At 75.4% G+C, this 21992-nt stretch carries 17 protein-coding genes; 6 read left to right on the top strand and 11 right to left on the bottom strand.

Features of this window, described 5'->3' with window-relative positions; genetic code table 11:
- Positions 1 to 3: 3 nt before the first annotated feature.
- The 6 genes from OUQ99_RS13325 to OUQ99_RS13350 all read right to left on the bottom strand — a co-directional run bounded on the left by OUQ99_RS13325 (position 4) and on the right by OUQ99_RS13350 (position 8511).
- Positions 4 to 735, bottom strand: coding sequence for an SDR family oxidoreductase (locus OUQ99_RS13325; RefSeq protein ID WP_267950369.1), 732 nt, complete (start codon positions 733 to 735; stop codon positions 4 to 6).
- Positions 736 to 812: 77 nt separating this feature from the next.
- On the bottom strand, positions 813 to 1673 hold the full coding sequence (locus tag OUQ99_RS13330; protein WP_267949759.1) for a TauD/TfdA family dioxygenase: 861 nt from the start codon (positions 1671 to 1673) through the stop codon (positions 813 to 815).
- The gene (locus tag OUQ99_RS13335; RefSeq protein ID WP_431061505.1) at positions 1663 to 6030 is read right to left on the bottom strand and encodes an AMP-binding protein; all 4368 of its coding nucleotides are present in this window, start codon (positions 6028 to 6030) and stop codon (positions 1663 to 1665) included. The genes OUQ99_RS13330 and OUQ99_RS13335 overlap by 11 nt, the downstream gene beginning before the upstream one ends.
- A complete protein-coding gene (locus OUQ99_RS13340) occupies positions 6027 to 6608 on the bottom strand; it encodes a DUF6309 family protein (protein ID WP_267949760.1) in 582 nt (193 codons plus the stop codon). The genes OUQ99_RS13335 and OUQ99_RS13340 overlap by 4 nt, the downstream gene beginning before the upstream one ends.
- On the bottom strand, positions 6605 to 7414 hold the full coding sequence (locus OUQ99_RS13345) for a phytanoyl-CoA dioxygenase family protein (protein ID WP_267949761.1): 810 nt from the start codon (positions 7412 to 7414) through the stop codon (positions 6605 to 6607). The genes OUQ99_RS13340 and OUQ99_RS13345 overlap by 4 nt, the downstream gene beginning before the upstream one ends.
- Positions 7415 to 8121: 707 nt before the next feature.
- Positions 8122 to 8511, bottom strand: coding sequence for a winged helix-turn-helix transcriptional regulator (locus OUQ99_RS13350; protein WP_267949762.1), 390 nt, complete (start codon positions 8509 to 8511; stop codon positions 8122 to 8124).
- Between the two features lie 131 nt (positions 8512 to 8642).
- Here OUQ99_RS13350 and OUQ99_RS13355 point away from each other — a divergent pair, with 131 nt between their 5' ends.
- Positions 8643 to 9500, top strand: coding sequence for an SDR family oxidoreductase (locus OUQ99_RS13355; RefSeq protein WP_267949763.1), 858 nt, complete (start codon positions 8643 to 8645; stop codon positions 9498 to 9500).
- Positions 9501 to 9661: 161 nt separating this feature from the next.
- Positions 9662 to 10456 carry an SDR family NAD(P)-dependent oxidoreductase gene (locus tag OUQ99_RS13360; RefSeq protein ID WP_267949764.1) on the top strand — a complete coding sequence of 265 codons (795 nt, stop codon included), beginning with the start codon at positions 9662 to 9664 and terminating at the stop codon, positions 10454 to 10456.
- 85 nt (positions 10457 to 10541) lie between these two features.
- Here the strand turns inward: OUQ99_RS13360 and OUQ99_RS13365 are convergent, their stop codons facing one another.
- Together OUQ99_RS13365 and OUQ99_RS13370 are read right to left on the bottom strand one after the other, a co-directional pair.
- Positions 10542 to 14012 carry a PHP domain-containing protein gene (locus OUQ99_RS13365; RefSeq protein ID WP_267949765.1) on the bottom strand — a complete coding sequence of 1157 codons (3471 nt, stop codon included), beginning with the start codon at positions 14010 to 14012 and terminating at the stop codon, positions 10542 to 10544.
- Between the two features lie 146 nt (positions 14013 to 14158).
- Positions 14159 to 14404, bottom strand: a complete 246-nt coding sequence (locus tag OUQ99_RS13370; RefSeq protein ID WP_267949766.1) for a hypothetical protein — start codon at positions 14402 to 14404, stop codon at positions 14159 to 14161.
- A gap of 308 nt (positions 14405 to 14712) precedes the next feature.
- Between OUQ99_RS13370 and OUQ99_RS13375 the strand changes: the two genes are divergently transcribed.
- Positions 14713 to 15507, top strand: coding sequence for an SAM-dependent methyltransferase (locus OUQ99_RS13375; protein ID WP_267949767.1), 795 nt, complete (start codon positions 14713 to 14715; stop codon positions 15505 to 15507).
- Between the two features lie 57 nt (positions 15508 to 15564).
- On the opposite strand, the gene OUQ99_RS13380 is transcribed toward OUQ99_RS13375, so the two are convergent.
- Complete coding sequence (locus OUQ99_RS13380) at positions 15565 to 15954, bottom strand: roadblock/LC7 domain-containing protein (protein WP_267949768.1); 390 nt, start codon at positions 15952 to 15954, stop codon at positions 15565 to 15567.
- A 447-nt stretch (positions 15955 to 16401) separates the two neighbouring features.
- Here OUQ99_RS13380 and OUQ99_RS13385 point away from each other — a divergent pair, with 447 nt between their 5' ends.
- The gene (locus OUQ99_RS13385) at positions 16402 to 17292 is read left to right on the top strand and encodes an endo alpha-1,4 polygalactosaminidase (RefSeq protein WP_267949769.1); all 891 of its coding nucleotides are present in this window, start codon (positions 16402 to 16404) and stop codon (positions 17290 to 17292) included.
- A 67-nt stretch (positions 17293 to 17359) separates the two neighbouring features.
- On the opposite strand, the gene OUQ99_RS13390 is transcribed toward OUQ99_RS13385, so the two are convergent.
- Positions 17360 to 18133, bottom strand: coding sequence for a YqjF family protein (locus OUQ99_RS13390; RefSeq protein WP_267949770.1), 774 nt, complete (start codon positions 18131 to 18133; stop codon positions 17360 to 17362).
- Positions 18134 to 18552: 419 nt separating this feature from the next.
- Between OUQ99_RS13390 and OUQ99_RS13395 the strand changes: the two genes are divergently transcribed.
- Complete coding sequence (locus tag OUQ99_RS13395) at positions 18553 to 19014, top strand: acetyltransferase (RefSeq protein WP_267949771.1); 462 nt, start codon at positions 18553 to 18555, stop codon at positions 19012 to 19014.
- An 87-nt stretch (positions 19015 to 19101) separates the two neighbouring features.
- Here OUQ99_RS13395 and OUQ99_RS13400 read toward each other — a convergent pair whose 3' ends face one another.
- A complete protein-coding gene (locus tag OUQ99_RS13400; protein ID WP_267949772.1) occupies positions 19102 to 20022 on the bottom strand; it encodes a ketopantoate reductase family protein in 921 nt (306 codons plus the stop codon).
- 241 nt (positions 20023 to 20263) lie between these two features.
- Here OUQ99_RS13400 and OUQ99_RS13405 point away from each other — a divergent pair, with 241 nt between their 5' ends.
- Complete coding sequence (locus OUQ99_RS13405; RefSeq protein ID WP_267949773.1) at positions 20264 to 21793, top strand: fatty acyl-CoA synthetase; 1530 nt, start codon at positions 20264 to 20266, stop codon at positions 21791 to 21793.
- Positions 21794 to 21992 lie beyond the last annotated feature (199 nt).

Consider the following 21992-nt stretch of genomic DNA (forward strand, 5'->3'; position numbering starts at 1 on the left):
CGCTCACCCCCGCCCGACGAAGGGCATCGTCGTCGGCAGCACCGTCAGGTACTGCACGTTGGCCTCCAGGGGCATCGACGCCATCAGCAGCAGCGACTCCGTGAACCTCTCCACGGGGATGGTCTGCTCCACCGCCATCGTCCCGTCGGCCTGCATCGCGGGCGGCTGCGGGCCGCCGTCCGCCGGGGCCACGTTGCCCACGTCGATCTGCCCGCAGGCGATGCCGTGCGCCCGACCGTCCAGGGACAGGGCCCGGGTCAGGCCCAGGACCGCGTGCTTGGCCGTGGTGTAGGCGACGGAGTGGGGCCGCGGCACGTGGGCGGACGGGGCCCCGTTGTTGATGATGCGCCCGCCCGGCGGCGACTGCCCGCGCATCACGCGGAACGCCTCCTGCGCGCACAGGAAGGTCCCGGTGACGGTGGTGTCCATGATCCGCCGCCAGTCCTCCACCGCCACCTCCTCCACGGGCGTGCGGGGGACCGCCGCCCCCGCGTTGTTGAACAGCAGGTCCACCCGGCCGAACCGCTCGCGCACCGCGGCGAACAGCGCCTCCACCTCCGCGGGGCTGCGGATGTCGGTCGGCACGGCCAGGACCCGGTCGGCGTCCGGCCCGGCGAGGCCGACGGTCTCCTCCAGCGCCTCCTTGCGGCGCCCGGCCACCGCGACCGACCAGCCGTCCGCGAGCAGCGCGAGCGAGGCCGCCCTGCCCAGGCCGCTGCCGCCCCCGGTGACCACGGCGGTCCCGCGCGCGTGCGCCCGGACCGCGTCCCGTCCCCCCGCGCGCCCCGGCGCGCGGTCCTCCCCGCGGGGGCTCACCGGCTGCCCGTGTTCATCCACGCCCGCAGCACCCGGCGCGCGCGGGGGCCGGGCTCGTCCACGTAGGGGGAGCGCCCGTGCAGGACCCTGCTGTTGCGGATGAGCAGCAGGTCGCCCGCCGCCAGCCGCAGGCCGAAGGCGATCTCCGGCCGGTAGAGGACCTCGTCGAGGACGTCGAGGGCCTCCCACTGGCGCTCGGTCAGGGGCGGCCCGCCCCTCTCGGGCGAGGTGCGCACGGTACGGGTCTGGTAGTAGCAGCCCACCGTCCCGTCCTCCTGGGTGAACAGGATCGGGGAGACGATGACCTGCTGCCCGGCCCGCCCCGTCCGGTCGAAGGTCCAGTCCTCCTCCAGGGTCGCCAGGACGTCCGGGCGCTCCCGCTCGATGATCTCCCGCACGTACCGCGCGCTCGCGAGCTTGGTGTCGCCCCCGCCCAGCACGGCGGGCTGGAGGCAGAGCAGGACGAGCACGTCGCAGGTGTCGCAGTGGAACCCCAGCTCGGTGGCCCCGTCCCCGTCCCGTTCGCGCAGGACCTGCCACAGGTCGCCCTGGGCGTTCTGCGGGATGATCTCGCCGAAGTCGCGCATCACGAAGGACAGGGCCTCCACGATCTCCCCGCCGTCCGCGGACGCGTCCATCAGGTTGGGCACGTGGGCGAAGCCCACCGAGCGGATGCTCTCCTCCGTGAAGGCGCGGAGCCCGTCGCGCACGTGCGCGGCCCCGTCCCACCTCCCGGCGGTGGCGTCCGCCCAGAGCAGGCGCCTGTCCTCGTCCCCGAGCGGCTGCGACCACAGCGCTCGACGGGTGTCCAGGGTCGTGCTGCCCCAGCCGATCTCGGTCACGGTGTCATCGGTCATGGTGAGGATCGTTCCCTTCGTCGTGAACATCGGCACCCGGTTCCGGCAGGAAGCCGACACCGGCGGCCCACGCCATGGCGGCGGACCACCAGGCGGGGGTCGGCGGGGCGAAGCGCACGCCGACACGGTCGAGCGCGGCCGCGGTGGAGGAGCTGTCCACCACGACGTTGCGGTCCTCCAGCTGCGACCACGCCGAGGCCAGCCGCGCGGCGGTCGGCCTGGTCCGCTCCACCCGGGCCAGGGCGGCGGCGAACGCGTCCTCTCCGGTCAGCTCGATCGGGTAGCCCAGGCCGACGAGCCAGGACACGAGCTCGTCGTGGGGCACCGTGTGCGGCGTCTCGACGTGGTAGGCGCCCGGTGCCGCGTACGGGTTCGTCACGATCGCCGCGATCCCGGCCGCCACCGTGTCGACGTGGGAGAACGCGAAGGTCTCCCCGGGCCGGCTCGGCGCCGCCCCGGCCAGGACGTAGCCGCGGACCAGCTGGTAGACCCTGTTGTCCTCCACGTTGGCCTGGAAGGCGCCCGTGGCGCTGTGCGCCGCGACGTGCCCGCTGCGGTGGACGTAGCACTGGCGGCCCGACGCGGCCCAGGCGCGGACGGCCTCCTCGGCCGCGAACTTGGTCCTCTCGTAGGGGGTGCGGAACCCCTGGCCGATCCGCAGGTCCGCCTCGCTGAACCGGCGGGCCGGCCCCTCCACCCCGCCGGCGACGGCCAGGGTCGACAGGTGGTGCAGCCGGGCGCCGGGGACCTGCGCGTCGACCCACCCGAGCAGCCGCCGGACCGCGGCGACGTTGGTCCGCTCCAGGTCGGCGGGCGGGGCCACCAGACGCACGTCCGCGGCGGCGTGCACGACCACCTGCACGTCCCGCACGCGGGCGAGGGCCTCGGGGGACAGGCCCAGGCCCTCGCGGTCGATGTCGCCCGCGACCACGTCGAACCCGCCCCGGCCGGCCCCGGCGCCCTCCGGTCCCGGGGGGAGCCGCAGCGCGGCGTCGGCGTCGCGTTCGCCCCGCACCAGGCACGTGACCCTGGCCCCCCGGGCCGTGAGCGCGGCGAGCAGGTGCCTCCCCACGTAGCCGGTGGCCCCGGTGAGCAGGGCCCGCACCGGTTCGCCGGTGACCCGTGCGCGCGGCGCGGGCTGGACGGAGCCGTCGTACAGCAGCCGGCCGGAGGTCGAGACGGGGGACCTGGTGTGGGGCAGGGGAGTGGCGCCCGCCTCGGCCGCCACGGCGCGGCCGAAGGACGCGACGACGCCGTGGGCCGCGTCGTGGGACAGCCGCGGCCACGCGTACACGAGGTCGGTCACCAGCCGCCCCTCGACGATGCGGGCGGTCAGGCGCATCCGGTACAGGGGATCGCCGTCCGGGCAGCGCGCCGCCCCGCCCGCCTCGGGAGCGACGGACCACCGCAGCGACGGCTCGTCGGGCAGCTCGAACGTGCCCAGGAAGTTGAACCCCACGTCGGGGCGCGGACCCGGCGCGTCCATCGGCAGCTCCGGGGCCTCCCGCACGCGGCGCTCGACCTCGCCCACCCGCTCGGCCACGGTGTCCGCTCCCGCCGGGCGGCCGTCCGGGCCCCACAGGGCCCCGGCGGCGGTCCGGCCGGCGCGGTCGTCGCGCCGGGACCCGCGGACGGTGTCCGCCGGCCCGGCCCGCACCGCCCGGACGGGGTGGTCGACGACCACGTGCTTGACCGCCGTGAACCAGCCGACGGTGTCCATGTGGTCGCCGCCCTCGCCGGTGGTGTCGCGGCCGTGGGTCTCCACCTCCACCCCCAGGCGCGACCGGCCGCTCCAGCGCAGGGCGGCCTCGGCCAGGGCCGTCAGCAGGAACGCCTCCAGGCGCTGGGCCCGCCCGTGGCGCCGGACGAGCCGGGCGGTGGCGCTCTCGTCCAGGGCCCAGGTGAGGGCCACCGGCTCGGTGGTCCCGGCGGGCTCCGGCACGGCCCGCTCCGGCGCGGGGGGAGGCGGCGGGGCCTTCGCCGCCCACCGGTAGAAGTCGGCCGTGGGCGGCAGGTCGGACCGCTGCCCGGAGAGGGCCGCCCGGTAGGCGTGGGCGAGGTCGTCGAGCAGGATCCGCCAGGAGAGGCCGTCGACGGCCAGGTGGTGGACGATCACCGCGAGCCGGTCCCGGACGCCGTGCCCGCCGGAGAAGAGGTGGACCCGGATCAGGCGCCCGGCCCGCGGGTCCATGCCGCGCTGCAGTTCGGAGCACGTGGCCTCGACCGCCTCCGCCAGCTGGCCCGTGGTGCGGGGCAGGGAGGAGAAGGTCACCGCGTCCACGTCGCCGGCGGGGCGGGGGACCCCGGGGCCCTCGGGTCCCACCGGCTGCCGCAGCGCCGGGTGGCGCCGCAGAACGTCCTCCACCGCCGCGGAGAGGGCCGCCGCGTCCACCGGCACCCCGCAGCACAGCACGGCGGACTGGTTCCAGTGCCGGTGGTCCCCGAGGCGCTGCCGGAACAGCCAGCGCTGGGCCGGCGCGAGTGCGCCGCCCTCCCCGGGCCCCTCGGCTCCCGCGTCTTCGCCGACCTTCGCGTCCTCGCCCGCCGGCCGTGCGGCGGAGGCCAGGAGCATCGGGGTCGGGTTCCGGTAGAAGTCCTCGAACGCCACGCGGTACCCGGACCGCCGCAGCAGCGTGACCGTGCGCATGGCCAGGATCGAGTCGCCGCCGAGTTCGAGCACGTCGGCGTGCGGGTCCACGAAGGGCAGGCCCAGCGCGCCCGCCCACAGCTCCGCGACCGCCCGCACCAGGGGCATCCCGATCCGCTCCGGGGCCGCGTCCCGGTCGGGGCCGGCCCGTCTGCCGCCGCTCTCCAGGACCCCGTCCACGACCGCGGCCAGGCGGTCGCGGTCGAGCTTGCCGTTCGGCCCGGTGGGGAAGTCGGGCAGGGCGACGATCGGCTGCGGGATCGAGTACCCGGGCAGCCTGTCGCGCAGGTGGGAGCGGAGCGCGTCGAGCACGGCCCCCTCGTCGTGCCCGGCCGCCGGGCGCACCGCGGCCAGGAGCTGTCCCCCCGAGGAGTTCTCCCGCACGAACACCGCGGACTGGCCGACGCCGGGGAACTCGCCGATCACCCACTCCACCTCGGCGGGGTCCACCCGGAAGCCCCGGATCTTGACCTGGCGGTCCGTCCGGCCGGTGAAGACGAGGTTCCCGTCCGGGCGGCGGCGGCACGTGTCGCCGGTCCGGTACACCCGCTCCCCGTCGTGCCGGACGAAGCGGAGCGCCGTCTCGTCGGGACGGCCGTGGTAGCCGGCGGTGACCCCGCGCCCGCCTATGAGGAGCTCCCCCTCCACCCCGTCGGGGACCGGCAGGCCGTCGGGGCCGAGCAGGCGCAGGGAGACGTCCCCGAGCGCCGTGCCGACGGGGACCGTCGCCTCGTCCGCCGGGAGGTCGGCGGGGGAGGCGGCGACGAAGCACGTCGCGCCGATCGTGGTCTCCGTGGGCCCGTAGTGGTTGACCACGCGGTCCGCCACGCCCCCGGCGAGGAGGCCGGCGGCGAGGGAGCGGGGGAGCGTCTCACCGCCCAGCAGCAGCGTGCCCAGCGGCGGGCTCCCGGGGGGCCGCCCCTCCAGCAGGGCCGTCAGGTGGGAGGGGGTCGTCTTGAGCACCGACACCCCGGCGCCGGCCAGGGACGCCCAGAACGCCTCGGGGTCGCGGGTCTCGTGGTCGGGTACCACGTGCACCGAGCCGCCCGTGGCGAGGGCGAGCAGCCACGAGGTGTGGCCGAGGTCGGCCGCCATCGTCGTGACGTGCGCGACGCACGGCGCGTCCGCGCGGGTCAGCCCCAGCCGGCGGCGCAGCGAACGGGCGTAGTGGACGGCGTTGGCGTGGGTCACCGCGACGGCCTTGGGCTCCCCGCTGGACCCCGACGTGAAGGACAGGTAGGCCGTGTCCGAGGCCGGTTCGGTCCCCGGCGCGGCGGACGGCACCGGCGGGTCGACCGGCCCCGCGGCGGCCAGCGCGTCCACGTCCAGCACCTCGGCGCGGTACCCCTCGGGCGCCGGCACCGCCCCGTCGGTGCCGAGCACGTGCCGCACGGCGACGGCGTCCAGGCGCGCCCGCACGTCGGGGGCGCTCCACGAGGGGTCGATGAGCACCGCGGCGGCGCCCGAGCGCAGGACGCCGTACAGCAGTGCGCACACCCGGCCGTCGCGGGGGCCGATCACCGCCACCCGGTCGCCGCGCCCGGCGCCGAGGCCGTGCAGGTGGGCGGCGACGCGACCGGACGCGGCATGGAGCGCGCGGTAGTCGAGGGAGCGAACGCCGTCGGTCAGCGCCGTCCGGTCCGGATGGGACCGGGCCCCCCGGGTGAGCAGGTCGGGGAGGGAGAGCGCGGGACGCATCGTACGGGTCAAGGGCGTGGGCCTCCGGTTCGCGCGGTGTCGGGGCGGCGGTGCGGTGGTTGCGTGGCCGGGACGGGGGAGCCGGCCACGAACGCCTCCAGCGGCTCCCCGGGGGACAGGCGCCGGGACAGCTCCCAGGCGATCATGCGGTGCAGGCCGTCCAGGTGGATGAGGCCGGTGCGGACGCGGAGGTCCCCGTAGTCGGAGTGCGGCACCGGGCGGGTGCTCAGGTAGACCGGGGTCAGGGGCGCGCTCCGCAGCAGCTCCAGCTTCCGCGCGCAGACCGGGTTGGCGGCGGCCATGCCCGGACCGCCCGCGCGGATCCGGTCCGCGGCCTCGCCGACCGTCAGGCCGGACCGGGGCACCAGCTCGACCGCGCCCCCCTCGCTCAGGTGCCAGGGCAGGACCACGCCGAGCACCTCCTCCCTCGTCAACCGGACCAGGGACCAGGCGCCGAGCAGGTCCTCGGCCATGGCCAGGGCCTTCTCCCCGTCGCGGTTGGAGTTGGCGGGGTGGGGCCGGTCGGCGGGATGGTCGCGCAGGTACACCGCCCTCACCTGGTCGTACGTGACCGGGTGGACGAGCCTCACGCGGTGGCCCCCCGCTCGGCCGCCGCGTACTCGGTGAAGTGCCGGGCGGAGAACAGCTCGGGCCACCGCCCGCCGCCCAGGTCGAGCTCGCGGGCGCGGGAGAGCATGTACCGCCAGTAGGGCTTGACGGGCCGCCACCGCGCGCCGGCCTGGCAGTACGACGCGTCGACGAAGTAGCGGGGGCGGGAGGGGGCGGGGCCGGCGGGTCTGCGGGCGTGGAACAGGGCGGAGTTCATCAGCACGGTGGAACCGGGAGGGAGGCTGTCGATGACGACCTCGCCCGGCAGCTCCGCGGTCCCCAGGTGGGCGCGGGCCGTCTTGTCCGCGTGCTCCCGGTGGGAGCCGGGCAGGACCGCGAGGCTCCCGACGGTCCGGTCGAGGCCGCCGAGGTAGTGCAGGGCGTGCACCATCAGCAGGTCCGGGTCCTCCCGGTCGTTGGGCTCGTGGTCGTGGTGCCAGGGCTTGCCGGTGGTCGCGGCCCCGTGCCGGTCGCTGTGCAGGTGGTGGAAGACGAAGGAGGGGCCCATGAGCTCGGACAGGACCTCCATCAGCGGCTCGTGGGTGAGGAGCCGCCCGTGGGCGGGCAGCTCCAGCTCCAGGAGCGGGGGAGGGCCGTGCACGTCCGGGGCCAGGCAGGCGGCGATCGAGCGGTCGCGCAGGCCCTCGTCCACCCAGCGGTCGACCTCGGGCAGGAGGCTGCCGAGGAGGGGGTCGGGGAGCAGGCCCGGGAGGACGAGGTATCCGGATTCGGCGAACTGTTTCTGCCGCGTGGTGACGGTGTCGCCTTCCTGGGGAAACGCATGCATCAGGATATCGCCCCTGTTTCGCACGTTGGTGGTGGGCCGTTCGCGTGGCACGAGCGGGACGCTCGAGAAATATCGATCATGGACCGGTTATGCGCAGGTGGGCAGTGGTCGGCTCCTCGTGCTTGCCGGTCATGATCTCGGGGAACGGCGGGAGAGCGAGGCCGGCGGGGGACGCCGGGCCGAAGGTCGCCAGTATCAGTTTCCATTTGCTTCGGGCGATGTCAAGGGAAACCGGGAAATACCGCTGCGACCTGCTGGGATGCCTGACTCTTCTGCTGAGGGTGTTTTGCATGGTGCCGGAGGGTCGATTTCCCTTTTCGTTCCTCGGCTCGGGGGGCGGGTGCGGTTTCCCGTTCGCACTTCCGGACTTCGTCGCCGGGGTCGAGAAATGTTCTACCGGCGGGCCGCAGGTCGGGGGGTGGACCACCGTGTTCCGATGTGGGCGCACCATGCGGAATCCCTTTTGTCAAGGGTTGCGTATTGTCGGTGGATTGTGCTTGCGGGTAGGGAAAGCGGTTGCTCGGCTGTATGTCGGAAATCTTGGGGGAAGAGGTGTGGATGGGAATGCTGTGAAAGGAGAAAGGGAGAAGGTGCACCGTCGTCCCATGGGGCGGGATCCGAGGGTGCGGGGTCCGCCCGGCGGGGCCCGCGGGGCGCCGTCGTGCGCGGGCCGCGCACGGCCGCCTCCGTGTCCGGCGTCCGGGGGCCTACGCGTCCCCGTCCGGCCCGGCTCCCGTGCCGGGGGCGGCGACGTGGTCCTGGGCCCACTCCACGAGCGGCAGCAGCAGCGCGGTCACCTCGCGGCCCTCGTCGGTGAGGCTGTAGACCACGTACGGAGGGACCACCGGCCTGGCGTCGCGCAGGACCAGCCCGTCCGCCTCGAGGGTGCGCAGGGTCTGGGCGAGCATCTTCTCGCTGATCCCGCCGATGGCGCGCAGCAGCCCGCTCCAGCGCAGCGGCCCTGCGGCGAGGGAGATCAGGACGAGCACCCCCCACTTGCTGGTGACGTCCCCCAGCAGCCGCCGCGAGGGGCAGTCCGAGGACAGGACCTCCCCCCGTGGCCACGGGCCGGCCGGGTTCTCCTGCGACGTCTTCATGCCCGGACCTTACCAAAAGGTAGGTACCTCACTTAAAGGTGCGTACACGACTTCCGGAATGCGCTCGAGAACAGGCCTGTTGCCACCGCACGAAGGCCGGGAACCCCCGGCCCGCGATCGGAAGGACCCGCATGTCCGTCGTCATCACCGGCGCCACCGGCCACCTCGGCCGGCTCGTCGTCGCCGACCTCCTGGCCCAGGGCCTCCCCGCCGACCGGATCACCGCGACCGGGCGTGACGCCGGCCGGCTGGCCGCGCTCGCCGCCACCGGAGTGCGGACCGCGCGCGCCGACCTCGACGACCCGGAGTCGCTGAAGGCCGCCTTCCAGGGGGCCGACACCCTGCTCCTGATCTCCGGGAGCGAGGTCGGCCGACGGGTGCCCCAGCACACCAACGCCGTCCGGGCCGCGCAGGAGGCCGGGATCGGGCACATCGTCTACACCAGCGCCCCCAGGGCCGACGACACCACCCTGGTCCTGGCCCCCGAGCACAAGGCCACGGAGGAGGTCCTCGCCGCCTCCGGCGTCCCCGCCACGATCCTGCGCAACGGCTGGTACAACGAGAACTACGGGCAGCAGCTCGACCGGGCCCGCGAGAGCGGCGTCGTCACCGGCAGCGTCGGCGGGGGAAAGGTCGCCAGCGCCTCCCGGCAGGACTACGCCGAGGCCGCGTCGGCCGTCCTCCGCGCCCCGGAGGCCCACGCCGGCGCCGTGTACGAGCTCTCCGGCGACACCGCCTGGACCTACCCGGAACTGGCCCGGGACCTCGGCGAGGTGCTCGGCCGCGAGGTCGTCTACCGCGACCTCACCCCCGAGGAGCACCTGGCCGCGCTGACCGCGGCCGGACTGGACGAGGGCACCGCCGGGTTCGTCGTCGCCCTGGACGCCAACATCCGCGACGGGGAGCTCGAGGCCGCCGGCGGAGAGCTGTCCCGCCTGATCGGCCGCCCGACCACCCCGCTGGCCGAGACCCTGCGCGCCCTGGCCTGACGCCCGGAGGGCGTCCGGGGCGCCGGGCGGTGCGGGGACCGCCCCGCACCCGCCCGGCCGCGCCCGCGGGTCGCCGTTGTGCGCGGGCCGCGCGCGCGACTACCTTCGTGTCCGGCGCTCCGCCCCACCGGAGCCGCCTTCCGACGGTAGGGAGCCCCCGCATGCGCATCGACCTGTCCGGCAGGACCGCCCTGGTCACCGGTTCCACCCAGGGCATCGGCCTCGCCATCGCGCTGGGCCTGGCCCGCGCCGGCGCCCGGGTCGCCGTCAACGGCCGGACCGGGGAATCCGTCGGCCGGGCGCTGGAGGGCCTGGGCCGGGAGCTCCCCGGGGCCGAGCTGGTCGCCGCCCCGGGGGACATCGCCACCGACGAGGGCGCGCGCCGCGTCCTCGACGCGGCGGGGCACGCGGACATCCTCGTCAACAACCTCGGCATCTTCGGCGCCCGGCCCGCGCTGGAGGTGGACGACGACGAGTGGCGGCACTACTTCGAGGTCAACGTCCTCACGGCGGTGCGCATGACGCGCGGGCTCCTGCCGGGCATGAAGGAGCGCGCCTGGGGCCGGGTGCTGAACATCGCCAGCGACTCGGCGGTGGTCGTCCCCGCCGAGATGATCCACTACGGCGTGACCAAGACCGCCCTGCTCTCGGTGTCCCGGGGCTTCGCCAAGGAGGCCGCGGGCACGGGGGTCACGGTCAACTCCGTGATCGCGGGCCCCACGCACACGGGCGGCGTGGAGGAGTTCGTCTACCAGCTGGTCGACAGGGACCTGCCGTGGGAGGAGGCCCAGCGCGTCTTCATGCGGGAGCACCGGCCGCAGTCCCTCCTCCAGAGGCTGATCGAACCGGAGGAGATCGCGAACATGGTCGTCTACCTCAGCTCGCCCCTGGCCTCGGCCACGACGGGCGGCGCCCTGCGCGTCGACGGAGGGTACGTCGACTCGATCCTGCCCTGAGGCCCGCCGCCCGGGCGGCGGAGGGCGTTCGCGACCCGGGGGCCGCGGGTCCGGTCCCGGCGCACGGGAGGCCCGTCCGCGGGCGTCAGCGCCCCGAGCTGCCGGGGCTGGCGTGCCACAGGCGGCGCCGCGCCGCCCCCGGGAGCGGGCCGGCGGCGGACCGCCCCGGCGGCGGCCCCGGAGGGACCGCGGACGGGTCCGCGCGCAGCGCCTCCGCCAGCGCGTCGGCGCCCCGCTCCTTCCAGACGCGGTGCAGTTCGGCCAGGTCGTGGGCGTGGGAGGCGGTCAGCGTCGCCAGCCCCGTCCCGGACCGGCGCACCCTGCCGCGCACGGCCAGCAGCAGGGAGGAGAACACCGTGGCCGCGCACCGGTGCTGCACCGACGAGAAGAAGGTCAGGTCGGCCAGCCCCGTCGCGTCGTCCACGGTCGCGAAGACGATCCGCTGCCCGGACCGCACCGCCGGGGTCTGGGTGGCCACCTTCACCCCCGCCACCAGCACCTCCTCGCCCGCGGGCACCAGGTGCAGGTCCTGGGCGCGCACCAGGCGGTGGCGGACCGCCAGGAAGGCGAGGAAGTCGGCGTAGCCGTCGAGCAGGTGCCGCTCCACCTCGTAGCCCAGCACCTCCAGCTCGGCCGAGACCCGTTCGTCCGCGGTGGTCGCCGGGAGGGACCCCCGAGCCGGCGCCGTGCCCTCCAGCGGCAGCGGGAGCTGCCCCCGGTCGGTCCGCGTCCTGCGGGACCTCTCCAGGGCGGACACCTGGAGGAGCAGGTCGCGGCGGTCGGGAGGCCCGTCCCCCCGCTGTCCCGCGCCTTCCCCGGGCGGTTCCGCGCCCGTGCCGCCCGCCCGCGGCCCCGGGACGGCGTCCGGCCCCCCGCCCACCCCCGACAGGGCGTCGAAGGCGCCCACCCGCACCAGGCTGTCCAGCGCCTCGCGGGACAGGTGCGCCCGCTCCGCGGCGTCCGGCAGCGACAGGAACGGCCGCTCCGCCAGGATCCGGTCGACCTCCGCCCCGGTGACGCCCCGGACGTCGGCCAGGGACGCGCGCACGCCCCACCGCCCGTCCGGCGCCCGCTCGGCCCGCCACGGGCGCTCGGACCGGTTGACGTCCACGCCCAGGACGGGGACCCCGAAGCGGCGGGCGTCGGCGACCAGGACGCGGCGCGGGTACATGCCGGGGTCGTGGGTGAGGATCCCCGCGTAGAAGGCGGCCGGGTGGTGCCGCTTGAGCCACGCCGACTGGTAGGTGGGCAGCGCGAAGGCGGCGGCGTGCGCCTTGCAGAACCCGAAGGAGCCGAACGAGGCCACGACCTCCCAGGCGCGTTCCACGGTCTCCTCGTCGTGCCCGCAGTCGTAGGCCATGGAGGTGAACTCCTCCCGCACGTCGGCGCGCCCCTGCTCCGTGCCGAGCCTCCGGCGCATCGCCTCGGCCCGGTCCGGCCCGCAGGTGGTCATGGCGTGCAGGAGGGCGATGATCTGCTCGTGCCAGATCACCACCCCGCCGGTCTCGGCGAGCACGCCGTCCAGGAGCGGGGTGAGCGACCGCGCCGGGGGCGCGCCGTCGCGGGCCGACAGGTAGGGGGTGACCATGTCGCTCTTGACCGGCCCGGGGCGGAACAGGGAGATGTCGGCGATCAGGTCGGCCATGTCCGCGGGGCGCAGGCGGCTGAGGAGCTCGCGCTGGCCGGGCGACTCGATCTGGAAGCAGCCCAGGGTGAGCGACGCCCCGATCATCGCGTAGGTCGCCTCGTCCCGGGGCAGGGCCTCCAGGTCCGGCGCCCGGCCGGTGGTGCGCTCCACCTCGGACCGCGCGTGGGCCAGCGCCGACTGCATGCGCACCCCGATGACGTCCAGTTTGACGAGCCCCATCCGCTCCACGCCGTTCTTGTCCAGCTGGACCACGGGGTAGCCGGCCGGGGAGGGCTCGACCGGGACGCGGTCGCGCAGGGAGTCGTCGGAGACGACCAGGCCGCACGGGTGCATGGCCGTGTGCCGGGGCAGGCCGTCCAGCCTCTCCGCCAGCCGGAACAGGTTCTGGGTGGCGGGGTCGTCGAGGCCCGCGCCGTCGTAGCGCCGCAGCTCGGGCAGCTCCCGGGCGGCCTCGCGGATGCCGCTCGCCCTCAGGTGGGGGAAGGCCTTGGCGAGCCGGTCGACCTCCAGCGGGGGCAGGCGCAGGGCCGCCCCCACCTCCCGCAGGGCGCTGCGGGCCCGGTAGGTCTCCGTCATCGACACGCACGCCGTCCCGCCCGGGTGGGCGCCGAACACCGCGTCGTAGGCCTCCAGCCTGCGGGCGGACTCCACGTCCAGGTCGATGTCCGGCAGCCCCGGGCGGCCGTGGCCCAGGAACCGCTCCATCAGCAGCCCGTGGTCCAGCGGGTTGACGGCGGAGACGCCCAGCAGGTGGTTGACCAGGCTGCCGGTGCCCGAACCTCGGATGGAGCAGCGGATGCCCTTGTCGCGGATGCGGGCGGCGGCGTCGGCGACGGTCAGGAAGTAGGCGGGCAGGCGCTTGTTCTCGATGACCTCCATCTCCTGGGACAGCCGGTGCAGGGCGCGGGGGTCGCGCCCCAGTCCGAGCCGGACCAGGCCGTCCTCGCAGGCCCGCAGGAGCCGGTCGGACGCGTGGGGGACGGAGGGCAGGTGGAGGCCGCCCATGCCGAGGTCGGCGGCGGGGTCCAGGACGCAGGACGAGGCCAGGGCGGCGGTGTGGGCGATCAGGCGCCGGGCGCGGGCGGTGTCCCCGCCGCACAACCGGTCGGCGACGGCGAGCATCTCCGCGCCGCTCTTGAGGTAGGCCCGGTCCGTGGCGGGGCCCGGTCGGGAGCCGCCGGGGGCCCACCGCCGGGCCTGGTCCAGGACGTGCGCCACCTCGGCGTCCTCCGCCACGGGGTAGCGGACGGCGTTGGTGAGCACGGCGAGGGTGCGGGTCTCGGCGGCCAGGGCCAGCAGGGCGCGGGCGGTGCGCCGCTGTCCGGGCAGGCCGTGGTCGGCCACGGCGATCGCGACCTCGGCCGCGTCCTTCCAGCGGGCGAGCAGCCGCCGGGCGTGGGAGGGGCGTTCCCGGGCGACGGCCTCGCCGACGTCGGAGTCCGGGCCCAGGAGCACGACCACGCCCGAGGAGTCGCCGGCCACGGCCGCGTGGGGGAGGGCCGGGGCCCCCGGGGCCCGCGGCGGGTTGGAGGGGCCGGGCCCTCGCTCCGGCCGGGGCCCGTGTCCCGCCCCGGGGGCGGAGCGCGTGTGGGCGTGGGCGCGGGTGACGAGGCGGCACAGGGTCGCCCAGCCGGTGCGGCCCCGGGCCAGGAGGGTGACCCGGCCGCCGTCGGGGGAGTCCAGCGCGAGGTCGCAGCCCAGCACGGGGCGGATGCCCGCCCGGCGGCAGGCGTCGACGTGCCGGACCATGCCGTACACGCCGTCGCGGTCGGTGAGGGCGAGGACGTCCTGGCCCAGGTCGGCGGCGCGGGCGGCCAGGCGCTCGGGAGGACAGGTGCCGTGGTGGGCCGAGAACGAGGAGGCGACCCCCAGGTGGGCGAAGTCCGTGTGCTCGCTGCCGTGCCGCATGCGCGGTTCCCCCCGGGTGTGCTGGGCCTCGGTCCGGGCCTGGTGCCGGTGGGGAAGAAGCGACACAATCGAACCTATGTACGAATTCTAGACCATGAGGGGCGCGGCGGCATCCCGGGGCGGCGCGCGCACGGCGGGGCCGCGGGTCAGCCGCTCACGCGCCGCTCGCGCGGGACCCCCTGGTAGGACTGCCCGGCCATCTGCGTCACCCGCGTGGCCGGGACCTCGGCCACCTCCCAGCGCCACTGGTAGGGCTCCTCGCGGTACTGCTCCACCCAGGTGATCCGCGCCCGGAGCCCGGCGCGCGTCTCGACCCACGCCAAGAGGTAGGCGTACCCGCCCGCCTCGCGGGCGCGGACGAGGGGCGGCACACGGGTCAGCGGACTCGGCATGTGCCCATTGTCGCAGGTGGGGTGGTGAGTGTCCGGGGTCTTCACGCCACATCCTCCGACACCGGGCTCCCCGGGGGCGGTGCGCCGGCCCCCGGGGTGTCGGGTGCGGGCCCGCGTCCGTCGGGCGGCGGAGCCGGCGCCTTGGGCGGGGTGCTCCGGCAGGGGCCGGTCCGCGGCGGCCGGAGGCGGCGGCCCCGCCGGTGCGGGCCGGGCGCGTGCGAAACCACTGTGACGTAAGGGATGTAGGGGGACGAACGGGCCGTAGGATCAAGGCCCCGATACAGCGACAGCAGTGAGGCGGGCGATCCATGAACGGTCAGGAACCGGCGATCGACACCACGGTTCCGCACTCGGCGCGGGTGTGGAACTACTGGTTGGGCGGCAAGGACAACTACCCCGTCGACCGCGAGGCGGGGGACCAGTTCCTGGAGGCCTTCCCGGGCATCGCGCAGATGGCGCGGGCCTCGCGGGCCTTCCAGGAGCGCGCCGTCCGCCACCTTGCGGGCGAGGTCGGCATCCGGCAGTTCCTGGACGTGGGCACGGGCCTGCCCACCGCGAACAACACCCACGAGGTGGCCCAGTCGGTGGCTCCCGAGTCGCGGGTCGTCTACGTGGACAACGACCCGCTCGTCCTCACCCACGCGCGGGCGCTGCTCACGAGCACCCCCGAGGGGCGCACCCAGTACGTCCACGCCGACCTGTACGAGCCCGAGGCGATCCTGGAGAAGGCGGGCGAGCTGCTGGACCTGGACCGACCCGTCTCCCTGATGCTCATGGGCGTCCTCGGCCACGTCCGGGACTACGAGGAGGCCGTCTCCATCGTGCGGCGGCTGCTGGCCGGACTCCCCCCGGGCAGCCACCTCACGGTGAGCGAGGGCAGCAACGTGCACAGCAGGGAGAACGTCGCGGCCCAGGACGAGTACAACGAGAGCGGCGCCGTGCCCTACATCCCCCGCAGCCCCGTGCAGATCGGCGGCTACCTGGCCGGGCTCGAACTGCTGGAGCCGGGCCTGGTCCCGGTCACCCGCTGGCGCCCCCCGGTCGCGGGCGCCAGGCAGCCCGCCGAGGTGGACCAGTACGGCGGTGTCGGCAGGAAGGCCTGACGGCGCGCCGGGGGCCGCAGTCCCGCGGCCCCCGGGCGGGCCCTCCCGGGGGCCGGGCTACCGGCGGGCCGGGAGGGACCCCTCCAGCTCCTGGACGAGCCGGTCCAGGGCGACCGCGGCCCGGGGCAGGGGGGTGTCGGCCCTGGTCAGCATCACGACCCGCAGGAACTCGCCGACCGGGCGCACGAGCAGCGATCCGCCTCCCCGGAGGCGGATCACCACGTGGTCGACCGCGCCGTACCGCGTCAGCGAGCCGATGCGCCCCGCACCGCTGAAGAGGAAGCTGCCCAGGGCCGAGAGCTGGTCCGCCCCGCGGCGGTCGGCGCCCCGGGCCAGGGTGTGGACCATGCCTCCCTCCGTGCAGAGCACCACGTTCTCGACCCCGGGGACCTCCGCGAGGAGGGCGCTCAACGCCGGGCTGGTACTGGGAGGGCCGGTCTTGTTCATCGCGAACCTTCTGGCAGTCGGGTGGAGGCGGGACCGAGCGCATCGCGGGGGATTCGAACGCAGAACGGATATAACGCTCGGAAACGGCGAAGATACACTGTGCTGCAACTCGTTCAAAATTCAACTTCCCCGGCGGTAAAGCCCCCCTCGCGCGCCGCCGCCGGACCGGGGCGGTCGGCGCCGCGTCCCTCCGGCGGAGCACCGGGTGCAGGTCCAGGTCACAGGCGCGGGACGCGCCTTCGCCGGGGCGCCCCGGCGGGCCGCGGGCGCACCCCGGGGCCGGCTCCTCCCGGAGCCGTCCGAACACGAGTGCGGAAGATCACGACGGCGGCCGGTGCGGAACACTGGACGCGCGGGCGGGAGGCCCACCACACTCCGCCCGGGGAGACTCCCCGGCACCACACCACGACGCGGCGGACACCCCCGCCAGACGAGAACGGACGATCCATGCCCGCACCACGACGGATCCGGGGAACGGCCCCCGGCGGACTCCTCGCGGCCCTCCTCGCCGTGACCACCGCCTCGGCCTGCGCCGGACCGGGTGAGACCGAGGCCGAGGCCGTCGGGGCCCACGCCGCCGACGAGAGCTCGACCGGGACCGCCGAGGGTTTCCCCGAGGGCACCTTCGACTACCAGCTCGGCGCCTCCTACGAGCCCCCCGCCGGGGTGGGAACGGTGGTCCGCGACTCCACGGCCGAACCCGCGCCGGACATGTACTCGATCTGCTACGTCAACGGGTTCCAGACCCAGCCGGGCGACCTGGAGTGGTGGCTCCTCGAACACCCCGACCTCATCCTGCGCGACGCCTCCGGCGAACCGGTCGTGGACCCGGGGTGGCCGGCCGAGCGGATCCTGGACACCTCCGACGAGGACAAGAGGGCCGACATCGCCGAGATCCTCGCCGAGACCATCGCCACCTGCGCCGAGAAGGGCTTCGACGCGGTCGAGTTCGACAACCTCGACTCCGACCTGCGCTCGCAGGGCCTGCTGACCCAGGACCACAACCTGGCCCTGGCCACCGAGCTGGTCGCCCTGGCCAACGGGCACGGTATGGCCGCCGGGCAGAAGAACGCGGCCGAGGTGACCGAGCGGGGCAGGGACGAGGTCGGCTTCGAGTTCGCCGTGGCCGAGGACTGCGCCGTCTGGAGCGAGTGCTCGGCCTACACCGGGGTCTACGGGGACGACGTGATCGCGGTGGAGTACCCCGACGCCCTGGAGGAGGCGGGGATGACCTTCGCCGAGGCCTGTGACGCCGAGGGCGCGCCCTCCCGGATGATCCTGCGCGACCTGGACCTGGTCGGGCCGGAGCACGGGGACTACCTCTACGAGGCCTGCTGACCCGGGCGGTCCGGCCCCGCAGGCACGCGCGGTGACCCTGCGGCCCGTCCTCGCCGGCGGGCCGAGGTCACCGGTGGCGCGGAAGGGCCCCGCCCGGCGCGAACCGGGTGTCCGTGCCCGGTGAGAACAGCACACTCGGTACTCCCGGGGGCCGGGTGATCCCCGCCCGCTCCAGGAGCGTCTCGTCCCAGCCGAGGGGGCTCGCCCGGTACAGCCGCCAGTCCGGATGGGCGGCGGCCACCCACCGGGTGCGGCCCGCGTGGTGCGTGTGCAGCCCCCACCGGTCGGTCACGAACCGCTCGAAGGGGGACGGGTCGTCGACCGGGTCGCCCACCCGCAGGCGGAAGCGGCCCCGGGCCGGGCCCGGGGACCGGGGCAGGCGCCGCCGGGTCGCGTACGCCGCCCCGTCGCCGTCGCCGTCGCCGTCGGCGCCGACGCTGACGCTGACGCTGACGTCCGACCACATGTACGGGAGCCCCGCCGCCGCCCGCCCCGCGAGGACGGTGTGCGCGGAGGAGGCCTCCAGCGACAGGAAGACCACCCCCCGGCGCCCGAGGCCGTCCACGGAGTACAGCCGGACGTTGACCTCGCCGTAGCCGCCGCCGGGCACCCCTCCCGGCAGGCGGGTGCGCGCCACACGGAAGGCGACGACGCCGACGTAGGTGACGCCGTCCAGGACGTCCGGCCGGGTGCCCGGGGGCAGGAGCGGGGCCGCCTCCTCCGGGGGGAGCGGCCAGTGCCAGAAGGCGACGTCCCGCCACTCCTGGAGCATCAGGGCGGGCCGGGGGAGCGGCGGGGCGGTGGGCGGGGGGAGCCGCGAGGCGTCGGGTGCGGAAGCCATGAGGGCATGCTCCCAGCCCGTGCCGCCGTCCGTGGGCGCGGCCCGCCTCAGCCGCCGAAGTCCCCGCTGTCGAACGCCCCCTCGTCGGCGTCGCCCTCCTCCCCGTAGGAGCTCAGGAAGAGGAGGTCCGGGAAGCCGTCGCCGTTGACGTCGTCCGCGGCATCGCCTCCCCGCCCCTCGGGGACGGGGAGGCGTCGGGGGCCGACTCCTCGGCGGGCCCGGCGGGGGCGGCGAGTCGGCCGAAGGGCATGGGGGTCTCCAGGGGGTGGGGCGCCGGCACGGGGGCGCCCATCCGGCCTTCGGGACCCCGCCAGGGTAGACCCCCGCCCCGGCGCCACCGCGTGCGCTCCGCCACGGGCCCGGCGCCGAGCGGCGGATAACCCCGTGACGTGCGGGGGCGGTCCCGGTACGGTGCGCGTATGCCCTCTTCTCTCACCGTCCTGGTGCGCCCGTCCACGGGTGCGGACGAGCACCCCGCCCTGGCGGGGATCTGGCGCAGCGCCGTCCTCGCTACGCACGCCTTCCTGACCCGGGAGGACGTCGACCACTACGAGGCGAGGATCCTGGACTCCTACCTGCCCCGCCACGACGTCCAGGTCGCCGTGGACCCCGATGACCGCCCCCTGGGCTTCATCGGCCTCGACGGCCACCACATCGACATGCTGTTCGTCCACGACGATGCCCGGGGCCGCGGCGTGGGCCGTGCCCTGCTGGCCTGGGCGGCGGAGCGGCACCCGGTCCTCACCCTGGACGTCAACGAGCAGAACCCCTCCGCGCGCGGCTTCTACGCCGCTCAGGGGTTCGAGGAGACGGGCCGCTCACCGGTCGACGGCCAGGGCCGCCCGTTCCCGCTGGTCCACATGCGCCGCGCCGCCGCCTGACCGGGCCCCGCCGCCGCGGGAGGAGCGGGCCCCGTGCCGGCCCCGCCCGCGGTGCGCCGTCCGCGCGTCCGGCGCCGCTCCCGGGGCTCAGGCGCGTCCGGCCGCGTACGCGCTCAAGGCGGTGTAGGCCAGCGAGAACAGCGGGGTGGGGACCCCCAGCTCGCGCCCCCGGGCGACCAGGTCCCCGACGATCTGGTCGGCCTCCACCGGGTTGCCCTGCGTCAGGTCCCAGTACATCGAGGTCGTGGTCGTCGCCGTGGTGTCCGCGATGATCGCGTCGGCCCGGTCCCGGGCGTCCCGACCGGGCGGGTACCCGGCGGCCGTGGCCACCGCGATGGCCTCCGCGAACATCCCGGACGTGAACTCCTGGCCGCCGGGCGCGCTGTTGACCGCACCGATCGGCGCGCGCATCAGGCACGTGCACGCGCCCAGGGTCGCCAGGAACACCCACTTGTCCCACAGCTCCTGGAGCGGGGCCCGGGTGAGGGTGGCCGAGTAGGAGCCCGCGTCCAGGGCGGCGTGCACGTCGGCCGGGGCTGCCACGGGGCTGTCGGAGAGGGGCCCGTAGATCAGCCGGCCCATCCTGCCGACCTCGACGATCGCGCCGTCCGCCTCCAAGCGGGTCATCACCATGGCCACGCCGCCGTACACCCGGTCGGCCCCGAACCGCTCCACCAGGGCGTCGATGTGCCGCATGCCGTTGAGGAACGGCAGGACCACCGTGTCCGGCCCCACCGCCGGCGCCACGTCCTTCAGCGCCGCCTCGAACCCGTACGACTTCACGGCCAGGACGACCAGGTCGTAGCCGGCGCCCAGCCCGTCCGCGGTCACCGCGGACACGGGGACCTCCTCCACGCCGCCGTCCACACCGCGCAGGACCAGCCCCCTGTCCCGGAGGAGTTCGGCGCGTGCGGGCCGCACGAGGAAGTCGACGTCCCGGCCCGCCTGGACCAGCCGCGCGCCGAAGTAGCCGCCGACGGCCCCGGCACCCACGACAAGGATCTTCATGTTTCTCCCACCCGGTGTCTCGTGAACACCGCAAAACGTATGACCACGGGACGCTTGCGGGCAAGGGCGAAGGAGTCGCCCCCCGGTCACGCGGAGTCGCACAGCGGTGCGGGGGCGGGGCGCGTGTCGCGGTCCGTCCCCCGAGAACGCCCCCGAACGGTTGCCGCGGCCCCCGCCACCCTCCAGGATGGGGGCGTGCCAGAGGCCCCGGGGCCTCACCGACCGGACGGAAAACAGGGGCATGAACGGTTCAACGACATCCAGCACCGTCGACGGGGTCCTCCGGCGCAGCGCGGCCCGCGCGCCCGATGCCACCGCGCTGACCTTCGACGGCCGCACCTGGACCTACGCCGACCTGGACGCGGCCGTCACACGGGCCGCCGCCCGGCTCCTCGGCCTCGGCGCGGTCAAGGGGGACCGCGTCGCCGCCTACGGGCGCAACTCCGACGCCTACCTGATCGGCTTCCTGGCCTGTGCCCGGTCGGGGCTGGTCCACGTACCGATCAACTACGCGCTCCGGGGGGAGGAGCTCGCCTACCTCCTGGGGCAGTCGGGCAGCACGATCGCCCTGGTCGACCCCGCCCTGCGGTCGGCCGTCGACGACCTGCGCGCGGAGACCGGGGTCGAGCAGGTCCTGGAACTGCGCGACGGGCCGGGCTCCCTGCTCGCCGACTGCCTGGACGGGCCGGTGCCCGAGCTCGACACGGAGGTCGGCGACACCGACCTGGTGCAGCTCCTGTACACCTCCGGCACCACTTCCCGCCCCAAGGGCGCCATGATGACCCACCGGGCGCTGGTCCACGAGTACCTGTCGTGCGTCGCCGGCCTGGACCTGCGGGCCGACGACGCGCCGCTGCACGCGATGCCGCTCTACCACAGCGCCCAGATGCACGTCTTCCTGATGCCGTGGCTGGCGGTGGGCGCTGCCAACACGCTGGTGGAGGCGCCCGACCCGGCGGACCTGCTGCGCAGGATCGAGGAGGGGCGGCACGGGGCGTTCTTCGCGGCGCCGACCCTGTGGGTGGCGATGGCCAACCACCCGGACTTCGGCGGACGGGACCTGTCCAGTCTGCGCAAGGCTTACTACGGGGCGTCGGTCATGCCGGGGCCGGTGCTGGAGAGGCTGCGGGGCGCCCTGCCCGGACTGGGGTTCTACAACTGCTTCGGGCAGAGCGAGATCGGTCCGCTGGCCACGGTGCTGCGCCCGGAGGAGCACGCCGGGCGGCCCGCGTCGGCGGGGCGGGCGGCGCTGTTCGTGGAGCTGAGGGTGGTGGACGAGCGGGGGAGGGACGTGGCGCCGGGGGAGCTGGGCGAGGTGGTGTACCGGTCGCCGCAGCTGTGCCAGGGGTACTGGGACAAGCCGGAGGAGACGGCGGAGGCGTTCCGGGACGGGTGGTTCCACTCCGGCGACCTGGTCCGTGCGGACGCCGGTGGCTACATCGAGGTCGTGGACCGGATCAAGGACGTGATCAACACGGGCGGTGTGCTGGTGGCCTCCCGGGAGATCGAGGACGTGCTGTTCGCGCACCCGGGGGTGGCCGAGGCCGCGGTGGTGGGGACGGCCGACGAGAGGTGGATCGAGGCGGTGACGGCCTACGTGGTCCCCGCGCCGGGGGCGGACGCGGACGCGCTGCCGGGGCTGTTGGTGGAGCACGTGCGGGAGCGCCTGGCGCCGTTCAAGGTGCCCAAGGCGGTGCGGCTGGTGGAGGAGCTGCCGCGCAACGCCTCGGGCAAGATCCTCAAGCGCGAGCTCCGCGACCGCCCCGTCTGAGCGCCCTGCCTGCCCGGCGGAAGCGTCTCGATGGTTTCGGGCCGCTCAACGGCGCTGTGGTGTGAAGGGGAGGGACGCGGACGGGCTGTTCGGACTTCACACCACCCGTGCCGCACGGCGTCGCCGGGGCGCGGCGGACGTCCACGGCCATCCGGGTCACTCGTCCGCGCAGATCAGGCGGGTACTTCCTCGGCGCTGG

It is taken from the genome of Streptomonospora nanhaiensis (assembly GCF_026642255.1).
Taxonomy (GTDB): Bacteria; Actinomycetota; Actinomycetes; order Streptosporangiales; family Streptosporangiaceae; genus Nocardiopsis; species Nocardiopsis tropica.